This window comes from Cryptosporangium minutisporangium, from assembly GCF_039536245.1.
In the GTDB taxonomy this organism is placed as follows: Bacteria; Actinomycetota; Actinomycetes; order Mycobacteriales; family Cryptosporangiaceae; genus Cryptosporangium; species Cryptosporangium minutisporangium.
Genome location: NZ_BAAAYN010000043.1, coordinates 1 through 14,563, shown reverse-complemented (window position 1 = coordinate 14,563; position 14,563 = coordinate 1). Strand labels below are relative to the sequence as shown.

General features: G+C 71.9%; 14 protein-coding genes and 1 pseudogene. 5 read left to right on the top strand and 10 right to left on the bottom strand.

Features of this window, described 5'->3' with window-relative positions:
* Positions 1–34: 34 nt before the first annotated feature.
* The 6 genes from ABEB28_RS29425 to ABEB28_RS29400 form a co-directional block, all read right to left on the bottom strand.
* On the bottom strand, positions 35–817 hold the full coding sequence (locus ABEB28_RS29425; protein WP_345731499.1) for an anti-sigma factor: 783 nt from the start codon (positions 815–817) through the stop codon (positions 35–37).
* On the bottom strand, positions 798–1,445 hold the full coding sequence (locus ABEB28_RS29420) for an RNA polymerase sigma factor (RefSeq protein ID WP_376981484.1): 648 nt from the start codon (positions 1,443–1,445) through the stop codon (positions 798–800). Before ABEB28_RS29420 ends, ABEB28_RS29425 begins: the two co-directional genes overlap by 20 nt.
* Entirely contained in the window at positions 1,442–2,080 is a 639-nt protein-coding gene (locus tag ABEB28_RS29415) for a class F sortase (RefSeq protein ID WP_345731498.1), read from the bottom strand. The genes ABEB28_RS29420 and ABEB28_RS29415 overlap by 4 nt, the downstream gene beginning before the upstream one ends.
* A 19-nt stretch (positions 2,081–2,099) precedes the next feature.
* Entirely contained in the window at positions 2,100–2,924 is an 825-nt protein-coding gene (locus ABEB28_RS29410) for a DUF4397 domain-containing protein (RefSeq protein WP_345731497.1), read from the bottom strand.
* 112 nt (positions 2,925–3,036) lie between these two features.
* Positions 3,037–3,786 carry a M50 family metallopeptidase gene (locus ABEB28_RS29405; RefSeq protein ID WP_345731496.1) on the bottom strand — a complete coding sequence of 250 codons (750 nt, stop codon included), beginning with the start codon at positions 3,784–3,786 and terminating at the stop codon, positions 3,037–3,039.
* A gap of 713 nt (positions 3,787–4,499) precedes the next feature.
* Entirely contained in the window at positions 4,500–5,255 is a 756-nt protein-coding gene (locus ABEB28_RS29400; RefSeq protein WP_345731495.1) for an SDR family oxidoreductase, read from the bottom strand.
* 279 nt (positions 5,256–5,534) lie between these two features.
* Here ABEB28_RS29400 and ABEB28_RS29395 point away from each other — a divergent pair, with 279 nt between their 5' ends.
* The 3 genes from ABEB28_RS29395 to ABEB28_RS29385 all read left to right on the top strand — a co-directional run bounded on the left by ABEB28_RS29395 (position 5,535) and on the right by ABEB28_RS29385 (position 8,747).
* Positions 5,535–6,710 (top strand): TIM barrel protein, encoded by a 1,176-nt coding sequence (locus ABEB28_RS29395; RefSeq protein ID WP_345731494.1) that lies wholly within the window; start codon positions 5,535–5,537, stop codon positions 6,708–6,710.
* Between the two features lie 112 nt (positions 6,711–6,822).
* Entirely contained in the window at positions 6,823–7,626 is an 804-nt protein-coding gene (locus ABEB28_RS29390; RefSeq protein ID WP_345731493.1) for an alpha/beta fold hydrolase, read from the top strand.
* 197 nt (positions 7,627–7,823) lie between these two features.
* The gene (locus ABEB28_RS29385; protein WP_345731492.1) at positions 7,824–8,747 is read left to right on the top strand and encodes an alpha/beta fold hydrolase; all 924 of its coding nucleotides are present in this window, start codon (positions 7,824–7,826) and stop codon (positions 8,745–8,747) included.
* A 74-nt stretch (positions 8,748–8,821) separates the two neighbouring features.
* Here the strand turns inward: ABEB28_RS29385 and ABEB28_RS29380 are convergent, their stop codons facing one another.
* Together ABEB28_RS29380 and ABEB28_RS29375 are read right to left on the bottom strand one after the other, a co-directional pair.
* The gene (locus tag ABEB28_RS29380) at positions 8,822–10,411 is read right to left on the bottom strand and encodes a class I adenylate-forming enzyme family protein (RefSeq protein ID WP_345731491.1); all 1,590 of its coding nucleotides are present in this window, start codon (positions 10,409–10,411) and stop codon (positions 8,822–8,824) included.
* Between the two features lie 134 nt (positions 10,412–10,545).
* Complete coding sequence (locus tag ABEB28_RS29375) at positions 10,546–10,941, bottom strand: DUF3224 domain-containing protein (protein ID WP_345731490.1); 396 nt, start codon at positions 10,939–10,941, stop codon at positions 10,546–10,548.
* Between the two features lie 83 nt (positions 10,942–11,024).
* Here ABEB28_RS29375 and ABEB28_RS29370 point away from each other — a divergent pair, with 83 nt between their 5' ends.
* The gene (locus ABEB28_RS29370; protein WP_345731489.1) at positions 11,025–11,504 is read left to right on the top strand and encodes a nucleoside deaminase; all 480 of its coding nucleotides are present in this window, start codon (positions 11,025–11,027) and stop codon (positions 11,502–11,504) included.
* Positions 11,505–11,759: 255 nt separating this feature from the next.
* On the opposite strand, the gene ABEB28_RS29365 is transcribed toward ABEB28_RS29370, so the two are convergent.
* Positions 11,760–13,358, bottom strand: a complete 1,599-nt coding sequence (locus tag ABEB28_RS29365; RefSeq protein WP_345731488.1) for a CocE/NonD family hydrolase — start codon at positions 13,356–13,358, stop codon at positions 11,760–11,762.
* An 84-nt stretch (positions 13,359–13,442) separates the two neighbouring features.
* Here ABEB28_RS29365 and ABEB28_RS29360 point away from each other — a divergent pair, with 84 nt between their 5' ends.
* Positions 13,443–13,871 carry a hypothetical protein gene (locus ABEB28_RS29360; protein ID WP_345731487.1) on the top strand — a complete coding sequence of 143 codons (429 nt, stop codon included), beginning with the start codon at positions 13,443–13,445 and terminating at the stop codon, positions 13,869–13,871.
* On the opposite strand, the pseudogene ABEB28_RS29355 reads toward ABEB28_RS29360, so the two are convergent.
* A pseudogene (locus tag ABEB28_RS29355) lies at positions 13,868–14,563 on the bottom strand (hypothetical protein); the annotation flags it as partial. The gene ABEB28_RS29360 and the pseudogene ABEB28_RS29355 sit on opposite strands and share 4 nt — an antisense overlap.

Sequence of the window (14,563 nt, the reverse complement as noted above, 5' to 3'; positions counted from 1 at the left end):
GCCGCACCGACCGTTGGTACGCAGTGGTACCAACTCACCGACGCAACTCACCGCGCAGCACACTGGTGGCCGAGTGCGCCGGATCGCCGTCGAACGCCTCCGACGAGATGTCGATGCCGCGCCAGCCCGCCGGGTCCAGTCCCGCCGGTACCGGGAACCGCACCAGTTCGCCCGGCCGGACCGCACCCATCGCCTGCATCCGGGTGGTGCCGGGGACGAACATCCACGCCTCGTAGAAGCCGTCGGTCAGCGGCAGTTCGCGCACGTCGATCTCGAGCGCGAGTCCGTCGTCGGTGCGGACCAGGCGGGCGTCGCCGGTGCTACCGGTACCCGCCTGCCCGACCGGCGCGAGCTCCGTCGACGCGACCACGGTGCGCTCGGTAGGTGCCGGGCTACGGACCTCCTGCCATCCGAGCGTCGCACCCACTCCGAGGACGACGCCGAGCACGCACGCCGCTGCGGCGGTGAGCACCCGGCGGGGCGGAATGCGGCGTCCGCGAGGACGGAGCGGAACGACCTCGGCCGGGGGTTCGGCCGGGGGTTCGGCCGGGGGTTCGGCCGGGGTTTCGGCCAGGAGTTCGGTCCGGACTTCGGCTTGGATCGCGTCCCAGACGCGCGGTGGCGGCGGGGGCGGAGCCAGGTCGTCGGCGTCGGATTCCCGGCCCAGCCCGATGACGTGCCGGAGGGCCGCGTACTCCTGGCCGCACACCGGGCACTCCGCGAGGTGGGCACGCGCCCACTGCTCGTCGGCATCGGCCGGCGGCAAGTCCTCGTCGAGCGCCAGCAGGGTCAGTCGTTCAGGGTCGACGTGCCGCATGGTCCACCTCCTCCCAAGATCGACGCAGCTGGCTGACGCCACGGCGCAGATGTGATTTCACCGTGCCGAGTGGTAGCCCGGTCAAGCCCGAGATCTGGGTGTGCGTCAGGTCGTCGAAGAACGCTAGCTGGACGACCCGGCGTTGCTCCGGGCTGAGCTGGGCCAATCGATCGGCCACGACCAGCCTGTCCAGCACTCGCTCCGGGCCGGGATGGGCCGGCATCACCGGCTCGACCGCCTCCACCACCCGGACCACTCGCTCTTCCCGCTGCAGGGCACGCAGCCGGTCGACCAGCTGACGCTTCGCGATACCCATCACCCAGCCGGCCAGCCGTCCCCGCTCCGGATCGAACGTCGAACGGCCCCGCCAGGCGGCGACGAACGTCGCCTGGGTGAGGTCCTCGGCGTCGCTGGAGCTGGGGAGCGTCTGGCGGCCCAGTCGGTAGACGAGACCACCCCATCGGTCGTACATCGCGCGCAGTGCGCACTCGTCGCCGGCGAGGAACCGAGCGGCTAGCAGGGCGTCGGCGTCGCCCTCGGTCGGCTCCGGCGGCCAGCCACCGGGGGTGTCCGGCGGTCGGCCGGCCTCCGCGCCGGTCGGCGAACCGGAGTCTGCGCCTGGGGTCATCGGCCAGCCTCCTCGACGGCGGTCACCACGACGTTGTCGCGGTAGGAGCGGGCGGCCCGGTCGAACGATCCGCCACAGGTAACGAGCGTCAGGCGCGGCGCTCCGTCTCGGCTGAACAGTCGATCGAGGGGCACCGCGGACTTGTCGAAGACCTCGCGGGCGACGACGCGGTAACGACGGTCGGTGCCGTCGGTGCCGGTGACTACCAGTCGATCGTCAATACCCAGGTCTCGCAACTCGAAGAAGGCGCCGGGGCCCTGGCTGGCGTCGTCGACGTGCCCGGCGATCACCATTGATCCCGCCGGGGCGTCGAGGGCGGGGCCGTAGCGGTACCAGCCCACCCGATCGACTGCCCGGGGCACCTCCATCTCGCCGGTGGCCGCTTCGACCCCGACCGGCAGCACGGTGGCGTCCACTCCGATGCCGGGGATCCGGAGCCGCTGCGGAGTGATCGGCTGCGCCGCCCGGGCCGTGGTCGCCGGGGGCGCCGGGGCCTCGGTCGCGAGTCGCTCCGCCGCGGCGGCACCCTCGGTGGTGGGTGGCTCCGCGGGATCGCGTGCGACTACGAACACGGACACGGCGACGAGCACCAGCAGGATGCCGACGCCGAACACGACGGCCGCGGGGCGGCGCATACCGATCTCCTTCAGCTGGTCAGCTGCGCGCGGTGGCCAGGCGAGCGCCGGCCGCGGTCAGCATCAGCAGGCCAAGGCCTCCGGTCAGCAGCGCGTACGGCGGCACGCCGGCGTCGCTACCGAACCCGGCGGGCACCGACGACGGAGCGGAGTGCAGCCCCTCGATCGTCTGCGCGACCACGTTCAGCGTCTTGTCCTGCGCCGATCCGATCGCGTACACGATCGTCGAGGTGCCTTCCTTCAGCTCCACGTCGGTCGGCCCGATCACCGGCTGGCTCTGTCCAGCCAGGACGACGTCGGCGCTCACCGTGCCGGCAGGCAGGTCGGCCTTGGCCTCCTTCGGGTTCTCGAGGCCGGAGAACGCGACCTTCTGGTTCGCGCGCACGTCGACGGCGGGTGCGGCGGCGGTGTGGCGGACGGTCAGGCGGGCCTGCCCGGGCGCGACCTTGGAGACGTCGTTGGCGAACGGCGTCAGCGTCGGCTTGCCGGAGGCGTCCAGGTGGGCGACGACGCTGACGTTGGCACCCGCAGGCACGTCGACGTCGTTCGCCTCGACGACCGCCGCGGCGTTGCCGTCTGGGGCGTCACCGGCGACGACCTTCAGGTCGTAGGAGCCGGCCGGCAGCTTCAGCGGACCGGCGACGGTGGCCGGCGCGAAGTTGTCGAGTGTGCGCTTGCCGTTGACGTAGACGTCGACGGTGGCGCCCGGGATGCCGTGCACCACCGACACGTTGGCGGGGTCAGCCGCGGCGGCGGGCGTGGACAGGCCGACGCTGACGCCGCCGCCGATCAGTGCGACGGCGGTGGCGCCCAGTGCGGCGCGGGCGGCGCGGTTGCGAAGCATGCGGGTCCTCCTCGAGGAAATTCCGGTCTCGGGCTGGTCGAGCGGGGCGCTCGGCCCGTACTCACCTGCTGCTACGACCGGAACCCGCCGGACGGATGCACCCCGCGTCGAATCAACCCGTCAGCAGCATTCGCCCGCCGAGGTAGAGCGCGTACGCGCAGAAAGCGAGGTGGGACAGCGCCCAGATCCGAGCCGGGATCCAGGTGAGTTCCCGCAATCTCGTGTGATCGCTCTTCACCGCCAGCTTGGCGACGTCGCCGAGGCCGGCGATGAGCAGCGACCAGACCATCAAGTACGCGACCGTGGTCTGCGACCGGATCGAAGTCGACCAGGCGACAACAAGGACAAACCCGCCCAGGAGGCCCACTACGACGAATCCGAACGGATTCGTGATGTTCCACAGAAGTGCCGCAAACAGGACGATCGCCAGCCACAGCACGGCCACCGGGTGGTCATGGGCCAGGAGGACGGCACCGAGCAGTCCGAACAGCGACGGGCCGATGTAGCCGACGACGCCGATAGCGATGCTCGCTAGATGCCCGGTGTCGTCGGAAGGCTTCGTCCCCGGGTTGCCGTTCAACGGGATCTTGACCCACTCGAGCTTCGACGTGAAATCGCTCATCACCGCGTGAGCGCCCTCGTGGCTCGCGCTGACCAGCCAGTCGATGAACACGAACGAGCCAGAGAGGCCGAGAGCGGCCAGGCCTGTGCAGATCACCAGCCAGGTCGGAGCGCTGGGCTGGGCTTCGGCGATGTTCGACATCACCTCTTCGAGGCGCCCCGGCGTCGCGGCCGGGCCGGGCTCCGACGGCGCGGGTGATGGCGCGAGCAGGACGGATAACGGCAGCAGGCCAGCTGTCATGGTGCCCCCCGGCGAATGACGCGGAGTCCACCCCTGGCTCCGCCCGACGTGCCCGACCGAGACGGCCGGGTCCCCCACGTCGGGGCCGAGACTCGCACCGACCGCGCCGTCCAGCGACCCCTGAACCGCCCGCATGACTAGCCGTGATTGATGCATCGCTCGTAGTAACCACCGTGGCTGATCCGGGCCGCTGGCGGTCTGGAGAGCCTCGGCTTGCACCCCAGACGCCGTGATCGCCACCCCGCGCCGCTGCCGCTGCGCCGGGTTCCGCGGCATGCCCGCCACGTCGCCCCGGGCAGCCTGGCCAACTTCCCGAAAAACCACCTCTCCGGGCCGCGCGAGCGGTGGCCTTCCCGAAAAACAACCTCTCCCTGGCCCGCCAGGGGCGGCCTTCCCGAAAAACAACCTCTCCCTGGCCCGCCAGGGGCGGCCTTCCCGAAAAACAACCTCCCCGAGGCCCCGGGAACGGTGGCCTGCCCGAAAACCAGCTGCGGCGGCGGGCTTCCCGAAAATGTCCCCCGGCCTGCGAGCGGTGGCCTCGAGGGACGCCCGCCCCGCCCTGGGCGGCAGGGCGGCGGGGGCTTTGCGGAAGGCGCCCGCGAGTGGACGGCGGCGGGGGTGGGAGCGCGGGCCGCGGCGGGGATGCGAGGGCAGCGCGGGAGTTCGACGGCGGGGCGGGGCCCGCCCACGGCGGTTCGCCGGACGGCGTCGATCTAAAGGCGGCGGAGGAGTGAGGCAGGGGCGATCCGGTAGAGGGGAGCAACCACGCGCCAGGGCCAGCCCGGAACGTACGACGAGGCGCGCTCGCGCTCGATCGCGCGCGCGAGCGCGCGGCAGCCGGTCTCGGTGTCGACGATGAACGGCGTGCCCTTTACCTTCGCGTTGATCTCGGTCCGGATGTAGCCGGGGTGGATCGCCGAGACCCGGAGGGGGGTGTCCGCGACGTCGAGACGGATGCCCTCAGCCAGCGTGGACAGCCCGGCCTTGGTCGCCGCGTAGACGGTCTGGGCGCGCCGTGCGCCTCGCAGCGCTGCGACCGACGAGATGACGACGAGGTGGCCGGCGTTCTGCTCGCGGAAGATCTCCATCGCCGCTTCGCACTGGGCCAGCGCGGCGACGAAGTTGGTCTCAGCGGTCTCCAGATTGGCCTCGAACCGTCCGGTCCCGACCGAGGCGCCCTTGCCCGAGCCGGCGTTGACGATGACCCGGTCGATCTGCCCGAGTCCGCTGGCGAACGAGCGGAAGGTCCGAAACACCGCGTCGTGATCGGTGACGTCGAGGCTGTGGATCGCCACCCGGATGCCGGGGTGCGCGGCGACCAGTTCCTCACGGAGCGATTCCAGGTGGTCGAGGCGCCGAGCACAGAGCGCGAGGTTCCGGCCCCGCGCGGCGAACTCCCGCGCCATACCGGCGCCGAGCCCGGAGCTCGCTCCGGTGATCAGGATGTTGCTGCGCACGGAGCGTGGCATCGGAAGAGCCTCCTGATCATGCGGTGAGGGCGGCCTGAAGATTCTGACTCCCGCCCCATCGGCCCCAACAGGCGCCCTGGTGTTACGCAGAAGAAGCGGTCACGGCGATATCGGTCACCGAACCTGGATGCGCCGCACGGGGATCCGATATGGTGCACGTCCGAGTGTCGAAAGTTCCTTTATTCACGCTTTGTAAAGGACCACCGACGACGTCGTGGTTAGGCGGGGCTCCGTTGAGTAACGGTGCGGGTCGAGCGACGGGGTAACGGATGTTGCGCCATGGGTGACGGACCGCTCTCCTACTGTGCCGATCTGCACCCGGCCACCGACCTCGACGACGTCGTCCGGCAGCTCGACCGGTACGCCGAACCGATCCGCCGCGCGGTGCCGCTGGCGCGGCTAGGGCTCGGGCTGCGGTTACCTCCGTCGGTCGCGGCGGGCCTCGCCGGCGACCGCGCCGGGCGGCGACGACTCCGCGCCGAGCTGGATGCTCGCGGCCTCGAGGTCGTCACGCTGAACACCGGCGGCGACGCTCCACGGTGGAACGATCCGGCCCGGCTGCGCTACTCGATGGACTGCGCGGCGGTGCTCGCCGACCTGCTCCCCGATCGACTCGCGTACGGCACCCTCGGGACGGTGCCGCTCGGAAGGCACCCGTGGTCGGCGGCTGACGACGACGAAGCGCACAGGTTCGTAGAGGCGCTGGTCGCGAGGTTGCGCACCATCGACGCGGTCCACGGGCGGCCGGTGACGCTCGCGCTCGAACCGGCGCCGGGGTACGTGCTCGACACCGTTCCGGACGCCGTGCGGTGGCTCGCCGGGCGGGTCGATCCGCGGTACGTCGGGGTGTGCGTCGACACCTGCGCACTGGCGGTGTCGTTCCTCGACCCCGGCGGTGTGGTGGCCGCGGTCTACCGGGCCGGGCTCCGCGTCCAGAAGATCCAGGCGGCGGCCGCGATCCAGGTGGACGATCCGCGCGATCCGGCCGCGCGGCTGGTGCTGGCCGGACTGGCGGCGGACGGACCGCAGCCGGTGCGCGAGCAGCAGCCGAACGGAAGCACCCGCGGGGTCGACGACGTGCCGAACGCGCTGGCCCAATTGCCGGGCGCCGGACCGTGGCGAGTGGGTCGGCACCTGCCGCTGCACGCCCGGCCGGAGGCGCCGCTCCGCGCCACGACCAGCGTGTTGCGGGCGACGGTGGAGGGCGTGCTGGCGGCGACGGGCGCGGCCGACTTCCCGCCGGTGGAGATCGACGTCTGCCCGCACGCCGCCGGCCTGACCGACGCCGCGTCGCTGATCGCCGGGGTGGCGGCGGACGTGGCCTGCGTGGCCGAGCTACTGGACGAGCTGGGCGTCGACACGGCGGACGGAACGTCGGCGGAGGAGAGCGTGCGGCTGATCGGGCAGAGCCTCGGTGGGCCGATGACGCGGGTCGGGAGCGCCTGGGTCGGCTGACACCGCGCTACTTTATCGATTCTGAAGAGCGGGAGATCAGGAAAGAACCTACCCGCGAGTAAGGTTGTCGGTCACGATGTCTCCATACGCCCCCGGAGACAGGTGATGAGCGATGACGCTGGCCTACGAACGCCGTGGAACCGGCTCCCCGCTGATCCTGTTCCACGGGATCGGGCACCGCTGGCAGGCTTGGGAGCCCGTCTTCGACCTCCTCGCCGAACACCACGACGTGATCGCGGTGGACCTGCCGGGCTTCGGGCGCTCACCGCTGCCCGCTGACGGCCCACCGGACACCCTCGACGCTCTGGTCGCCGAGGTCAGCCGGTGGCTGCTGGACGACATGGGCATCGAGCGTCCGCACGTGGCGGGCAACAGCCTCGGCGGTGCGGTCGCGCTGGAGCTGGCGAAGGCGGGCATGGTCTCGACCGTCACCGCACTCTCGCCCGCCGGCTTCTTCCGGGGCTGGGAGATCCGCTGGGCACTGTCGATCCTGCGCTCGCTGCGGGCGGCGTCCCACTTACCGGAGCCGGTGTTGAAGGTCGCCTCCGACGTCCGGTGGTTACGCGCGCTCTCGTTCGGGCTGCTGGTCGCCCACCCGTCCCGGTTGTCGGCGGAGCAGGCGCTCGGCGACACGCTCGCGCTGCGCGACGCGTCGTCGTTCGGCAGCCTGGCGCACGGAGCCGCGCGGTACGAGTTCCGCGGGCACCCCGGTGTGCCGGTGACGATCGCCTGGGGAACCCGCGACCGGATCCTGCTGCCCCGCCAGGCCGAGCGGGCTGCCCGGCGGATGCCCGAGGCCCGGCACGTCACGCTCCCCCGCTGCGGGCACGTGCCGATGAGCGACGCACCCGACTTGGTCGCGTCGATCATCTTGGCCACCACGGCGGCGTCTGCGCGGGGTCAGGCCACCGCCTGAGCGGGCCGTAACGGACTGCTTCCGTCTCGTAGACGCCTCGGAAACTTCTTCGACGCACGCTCGCCGTACCGGCCCTGAAGGTGCCGGCCCTGAAGGTGCCGGCCCTGAAAGCGCCGGCCCTGAAAGCGACGGCCCTGAAAGCACCGGGCCTGAAAGCGCCGGGCCGACTCCGAGCGGCTGGCGATCCGGGAGTGGGTATGGAACTGCAGTACCGCGACGTACACGGTTACCGACGGGCGTTCCGTCGTAGTGGGAGCGGCCCGACGATCCTGCTCATCCACGGTGTGGGCGACAGCTCGGCCACCTGGTCGCACGTGCTACCGCAGCTCGCCGAGCACTACGACGTGATCGCGCCGGACCTGCTCGGGCACGGCGGTTCCGACAAACCTCGCGCCGACTACGCGGTCGCCGCGTACGCCTGCGGCATGCGGGACCTGCTCAGCGTTCTGGACGTCGAGCGGGTCACGGTGATCGGGCACTCGCTGGGCGGCGGCGTCGCGATGCAGTTCGCGTACCAGTTCCCGGATCGGTGCGAGCGGCTCGTGCTGGTCGGCAGCGGCGGTATCGGCCCGGAGGTGCACCCGCTGCTCCGGCTGGCCACCGCGCCCGGCGCCGAACACGTACTGCGGCTCGTCGGGACGCCACCGGTCCGGGCGATTTCGCGGATCTCCGCGCCGGTTCTGCGGCGGTTGGGACGACTGGCCGCCGGCCGCGACGTGGACTACATCGCCGACACGTACCCGGCGTTGGACGACGGTACGGCGCGGGAAGCATTCCTGCGGACGCTCCGCGCGGCCGTCGACCCCCGCGGCCAAGTGATCACGATGCTCGACCGGTGTTACCTCACCGAGGGCCTGCCGACGTTGCTGATCTGGGGCGCCGAGGACGGCGTCATCCCGGTGCAGCACGCGGAGCTCGCCCACGAGGCGATGCCGGGCAGCCGACTGGAGATCTTCGAAGGCGCCGGCCACTTTCCGCACCGTACCGACCCGGACCGGTTCCTGCGCGTGGTCGAGGAGTTCGTCAAGGGCACCGACCCGCCGGAGTACGACGCGAAGCGCTGGCGGACGTTGTTGCGGGAGGGCCGTCCGGGCCCGTTCGAGGTCTCCAGCGGGTCGTGAGATTTGTCCTTTGTGGGCAGTGTGCACTTCGGCCGGCTACAGGTCGCCCAAGTGCACACCGCTCCGGCCACTCCTCAGACCGTGTGGCGTAGCGCCTTGCGGTCGAGTTTGCCGACCGACGTCAGCGGGATCGAGTCGACGATCCGGACGTCGCGCGGGTACTTCACGGCGGCGAGCCGCGACCGCCCGTACGCGATCAGGTCCTCGGCGCCGACGGTCGCCCCCGGTCGGAGCTGCACGAACGCGACCACCTCTTCGCCGCGGCGCGGGTCGGGTCGTCCGACGACCGCGCAGAGCGCCACGTCCGGGTGGGTGAGCATCGCTTCCTCGACGTCCCGCGGGTACACGTTGAAGCCGTCCCGGATGATCAGGTCCTTGATCCGGTCGACGACGTACAGGTGGCCGTCAGCGTCCTGGTGCCCGATGTCGCCGGTGTGGAACCAGCCGTCCCGGATCGCGTGCGCGGTCTCCTCGGGCGAGTTCCAGTAGCCGGTCATCAGCATCGGCCCTCGCGCGCAGATCTCGCCGTCCTCACCCGGGTCGGCCAGCGACCCGTCCGCACGCTCGATCCGGACCTCGACGTTCGGCATCGGAACTCCGACGCTGCCCGGACGAACGACGCCCGGCTTCGCCGCCGAGATGCCGCCGGCGAGCTCCGAGCAGCCGTACCCCTCGTACACCTCGACGCCGGGCACTCGACGCTTGAAGTCCGCCGCGACCTGGGCCGGAAGCGGTGCGCCACCGCTGGCGATCCGGCGCAGCGCGGAGAGGTCGTAGTCCTCCACCGGCTGAGCCATGATCAGCTGGAGCATCGACGGCACGACCGCGCCGACCTGAGCGCGATGCTCCTCGGCGAGCCGCAACCAGCCGACCGGGTCGAACCACCGCATCAGCACCGCAGTGCGCGGCGTCGCGGCGTGCACCGCCATGACGCTGACGGTCAGCCCGTAGACGTGCGAGAGCGGCAGCGGAAGGAGGGCGACCTGCAGCTCGTCGTCCTGTTCGGACGCGTGCACCATCGCCCAGGCAGCCGCGGACATCGCGTCGTGGGTGAGCGTGACGCCCTTCGAGCGTCCGGTGGTGCCGCCGGTGTAGAGCAGCCCAGCCAGGTCGTCCGGGCGCCGCGGCACCTGGGCCGCCTCGGGGCCGCTCTCCAGCTGGGCGAAGTCCAGCACCGCCGGCAGGCCGGGCGCCGCGCCCTCGGGTGCCTGGGTCGTGGCGGAGCCGGGCGCCGCACCGGCGACGATGATGCCGCGCAGGGTGGCGATGCCGTGCGCGGCAGCCTGCACCTTGGGCAGGAACTCCGGCGTCGTGATGACGAACGCCGCCTCGCTGTCGCGCAGCACGTGCGCGATCTCGGCCTCGCTGAGCAGGAACAGCAGCGGTGTGGTCGCGCCACCGGCCCACCAGATCCCGTGGTAGGCGACGCCCACCTCGGGGCAGTTGGCCATGCACAGCACCACTCGGTCACCGGGGCGCAGGCCCGCTTCCCGCAGGCCGGTCGCGAACCGGCGGGACCGGGCGCCGAGCTCGGCGTGGGTCCAGCGTTGGTCCTCGAAGATCTGGATGCTCTCCCGGCCGATGCGTTCCCAGGAGCGCTCGGCAAGTTGCGAGAGCGTACTGCCGGTGGGAGCCGTGACGGGGGCGGCGTGGACGTCGGTCATCGTTGACCTCTTTCGACGGCGACGATCCCACCGTAGAACCGCTCACCCGTCCACCACCGGTGATCGACCGAAACCGGCGATTTCGCCGATCATCCCGGCGAGAGTCCCCGGCCTCCGGGGCGTCCTGGCGCCGGTCAGCTCGGCAGGTCGTAGTCGAGCGTGAACGTGTGCGAGCCGTCGTCGTGCCGCTCGAGCACCGCGGTCCCGGTGATGCCGGTGAGCTCGCCGGTGCCCGAGTCGGCGACCACCTGCCACCGCGTCTCGGTGTACGTCGCCGTGTGCAGCAGGACGAAGCTGCCCTTGCGTCCGTGGACGCTGGCGGTGATCCGCTCCACGGCCACGTAGGCCGCCGAGCCTTCCACCGGCGTCTGCGCGGACACCATCCGCAGCAGGCTTGTTCCCTCGACGTCACCGGAGAACACCTTGCTGAGCAGGGCGGACGCGATGACGGTCTCCCCCTCCGCACCGTCCGGCTGACCGACGGCGTCGAAAGATTCGATGACGAACGAAGCGGTGGCGCGACGGGACACGAGTGACTCCTGGAATCGAAGGGCTGTCGAGGTCAATCCTGGGGCGAATGCCTGACACCTTCTGTCAGGAGGAGGATGACCACATGGCGCTCAACGAGATCGACACCGACCACCTCCGTAGTGCGGTCGGGGTAGCGCGCCACGCCCGGATCAACGGCAACCACCCGTTCGGAGCGGTTCTCGCCGACGCTACCGGCGCCGAGGTCCTGGCGGCGGAGAACAGCGTCGTCACCGGGCGGGACGCCACCGGGCACGCGGAGACCAACCTGGTGCGGCAGGCCAGCGTCCGGTTCGCCCCGGAGGAGCTGGCCGAGTGCACGCTCTACACCAGCACCGAGCCGTGCGCGATGTGCTCGGGCGCGATCTACTGGTCCGGGATCGGCCGGGTGGTATTCGCGATGAGCGAAGCCGAGCTGCGCAGCATGACCGAGGCGAACCCGGAGAACCCCACGCTCGCGCTGCCGTGCCGCGAGGTGTTCGCGCGGGGCCAGCGGGAGATCGTCGTCGACGGCCCGGTCGACCTGCCCGAGGCGCGCGCCGCCCACGTCGGCTTCTGGAACTGACCGCGGTCCCGGCCCGCGCGTTGGCGCTACGTTGTCCTCCAGGGATCCGGGCTGGTTGTCGCCGCTTCCGGGTGCCCGCCGAGATCGTTGTCGCGCATTCCGTGTCATGGCACGGATTCCGCGACAACCACTGTGTGCGTCACCCCTGAAGCACGACAACCATCCGCGCTCCGCCCGGGAAGGGCGACAACCACCCGACGCGTCACACGGAAAGCGTGCCAATCATCAGCGGCGCCAGCCGAGGACGACAGGGCGTCATCCCGCGTCATGGACCGGCAGCGTTAGCGAGCCGCCAAACGTCTCCCGGCGTGCCTTCACCATGCGGGTGGCCGTCGCCACCGGTTCGCCGGTGCCGAGATTTCGAGCGAATCGGGGGTACGCGCCGCCGGACACCTGCAGGCGGAGCCGGTGGCCGGCGCGCACCCGGTACGCGGTCGGCCGCAGCTCCACCGGGACGTCGAACGGCGCGCCCGGACGCAGCCGCACGAACCCGTCGGTGATCGTCATCGAGCGACCCGACGGCTCCACGTCGCAGAGCCGGACGAAGACGTCCCCGTGGCCCGGATCGCTCCGCACCCGTACCACCGCACTCACCTCTCCGACCAGATCCAGGTCGGACGGCACCGGGTCGCTGGTGTAACCGAGGACGTCCGGCCGGGCCTCGATCGCCCGGTTGTCGGCCGGCCCGGCGTCCCGCCCGATCACCGGCCCGCCGACGGTCGGCGTCGGGTCGGCCGGGTCGTAGAACGTCACGTCCGGGTCACCCGACGGCACCGGCGACGGCCCGAGCCCACCGCCCGGGCCGAAGTGCCACGTCGTGGGGGTGCTGGGCGGTGGCCACTGGTCCGCCGACAGCCAGCGCCCACCGTGCTGCAGCCAAAGCCGGACGGGCGCGCGCTCCGCCACCGGCGCATCGAGTAACACCGCCGAGAGGTGATCGAACGCGTCCCGGCTCGCGGCCAGCGCACCGGCGACGTCCACGTGCGCGCCGGGCCCGACCGTCAGCCGAGGCGGGTTACCTGCCTTCTGCAGCGCCACGACGTCGCGCAACTGGTTGACCAGGAAGATGTCCCACCAGACGGTGTACATCGAGATCGGGCTGGCGACCGACGCCGTTCCCGCGGAGTGGTCGGTGAGCGCCCAGAAGTCGTCGTCCGGGTCGGCGTGCGCCACCACTTCCTGCCAGTACGCACTGCGCGCACCGATCGCTCGCCGGTCGGCGTCGGCCAGTGGAAGGCCGGCCATCGCGCGACGGTTACGCCGGACGTCCAGCCCGAGCAGACCCCGGAGGAAACGACCGCGGCCGTTCTCCTGCCGCTCGACCATCACGCCCCACTCGAAGGCGCCCCGCAGCCCGACGCCGCCGCCGAGGTACGTGGCGCTGTTGAACTCCGAGCCGGTGATCGCCGGACACATCGCGGCGAGCGGCGGGTCGACGTACGGCGCGACCGCCCACTGCGTGTAACCGAGGTAGCTCGACCCCATCGTCGCGACGCGCCCGTCGCACCAGGGCTGTTCCCGGAGCCAGGCCACGGTGGTCAGCCCGTCCTCCTTCTCGTGATGGAACGCCGCGAAGCGGCCACCGGAGCCGAAGGTCCCGCGGACGCTCTGAATGACGACCTGCAGGCCGCGCCGGGCGAACGGCGCTCCGTAGAGCAGCGCGAGCTGTCGGTCGCGGCCGTACGGCGTGCGGACCAGTACCACCGGACCGGGGTGGTCGCCCGGCGGCGCGTACCGGTCGGCCAGCAGCGTCACCCCGTCCGGCATCGGCACCCGTAGCCCGCGCTCCACCCGGTAGGGCCCGGCCCTGCCCGGTAGCCCCAGCACCCGGTCGATCAGCGCGTCCCGAATCACGGGGCCACCGTAACGATCGCCTCTCACAGAATCGACACATCTGACGAACAGCGCATCCCCAGCATGCGGGCGGACAAAGGAACCATGACGATCACGACCAGCAGCTATCTCCCGCCCCGCGGGGCAGGCGCCGTCATCGAACCCGGTTGGGGCGCGCTCCCCGACGAACTTCCCGGCCCTCCGGTCCGAGTCACCGTCGTCGGGGCACCCGACAGCCTCGCCGCGCTCGCCGAGGAACTCCCGGTGCACTGGCGCCTGGAGAGCACGACACTGGCCGAGGTGGGTGACACCGATCTGCTGGTGATCTCCCGAGCGACCGGCGGCCGCATCCGCGCCGCGGTCCGCCAGCACCCCGGCACGCCAGTGGTCGGCGTCTTGGACAGCTGCGCGCCCGCCGAACAGGTGGTGGAGGTGCTGGAGGCCGGAGCGGACGCGTGTGTCCGCTCCGGCCTTCCCGCGCTCGTCGGGAGCCACCTTCGGGCCTGCCACCGGCGCCGGGTGCTGGCGGCCTAGCCCTTCTTGGCGTGGTCGCGGACCAGGTCGATGCCGGCGTCCGGCTCCTTCGGGGGCTTGGTGCTGCGCCGGTGGAGCATCAGGAACCGGCGGTCGAAGTAGACCAGCACCAGGTACAGGAAGAGCAGCGCCACCCCGATCTGCAGGCCGACCGGTAGGCGGTGGTCGGCCCCCGCCGGGGTCAGCGACTCCGGCTGGGCAACCGGCGCCGGCGGCCCTTCGGCGAGGGGTGGGTACAGCTCACCCGGCGGTACGCCCGGGTACTCCGGTTGCCCGGCTGTCCGCCGATCCGGGGTGCTCGTTGCCGGGGCGGACGTCGTGGGGCGCGCCGTTTCGGCGTTCGCGCCCCGGGGAGTGCCACCGTCCGGGCGGGTCCGGTCGGCGGGGCGTCCGTCCGGCGGGGCGATCTCGGGCCGGGCGGGTCGCTCCGGCACCGCGGGGTAGCCCCGCGGTGGTGCGGCCGCTCGCGGTGGTGCGGCCGGCGGTCGGTTGGGACGTGGCGCCGCGCCGGGGGCCTGCGCTCGCGCGTCGGGTCGCTGAGCCCCGGGAACGGCGGCCTGCGCGGCGGCACGCTCAGCCGCCGCCGCACGCTGTTGGGCGATCCGACGCTGCACCGCGGCCGCTGCGGCCTGTTGTTCCGCCGAACGCTCCGCAGCCTGCTGGCCCGCTGCACGCTGGGCAACGCCGCGCTG

Coding starts and splice junctions, on each gene's coding strand:
- ABEB28_RS29385 (WP_345731492.1), top strand. CDS start 7,824: ATGGAACTGCAGTACCGCGACGTACACGGTTACCGACGGGCGTTCCGT.
- ABEB28_RS29425 (WP_345731499.1), bottom strand. CDS start 817: ATGCGGCACGTCGACCCTGAACGACTGACCCTGCTGGCGCTCGACGAG.
- ABEB28_RS29400 (WP_345731495.1), bottom strand. CDS start 5,255: ATGCCACGCTCCGTGCGCAGCAACATCCTGATCACCGGAGCGAGCTCC.
- ABEB28_RS29360 (WP_345731487.1), top strand. CDS start 13,443: ATGACGATCACGACCAGCAGCTATCTCCCGCCCCGCGGGGCAGGCGCC.
- ABEB28_RS29380 (WP_345731491.1), bottom strand. CDS start 10,411: ATGACCGACGTCCACGCCGCCCCCGTCACGGCTCCCACCGGCAGTACG.
- ABEB28_RS29370 (WP_345731489.1), top strand. CDS start 11,025: ATGGCGCTCAACGAGATCGACACCGACCACCTCCGTAGTGCGGTCGGG.
- ABEB28_RS29405 (WP_345731496.1), bottom strand. CDS start 3,786: ATGACAGCTGGCCTGCTGCCGTTATCCGTCCTGCTCGCGCCATCACCC.
- ABEB28_RS29395 (WP_345731494.1), top strand. CDS start 5,535: ATGGGTGACGGACCGCTCTCCTACTGTGCCGATCTGCACCCGGCCACC.
- ABEB28_RS29390 (WP_345731493.1), top strand. CDS start 6,823: ATGACGCTGGCCTACGAACGCCGTGGAACCGGCTCCCCGCTGATCCTG.
- ABEB28_RS29420 (WP_376981484.1), bottom strand. CDS start 1,445: ATGACCCCAGGCGCAGACTCCGGTTCGCCGACCGGCGCGGAGGCCGGC.
- ABEB28_RS29410 (WP_345731497.1), bottom strand. CDS start 2,924: ATGCTTCGCAACCGCGCCGCCCGCGCCGCACTGGGCGCCACCGCCGTC.
- ABEB28_RS29415 (WP_345731498.1), bottom strand. CDS start 2,080: ATGCGCCGCCCCGCGGCCGTCGTGTTCGGCGTCGGCATCCTGCTGGTG.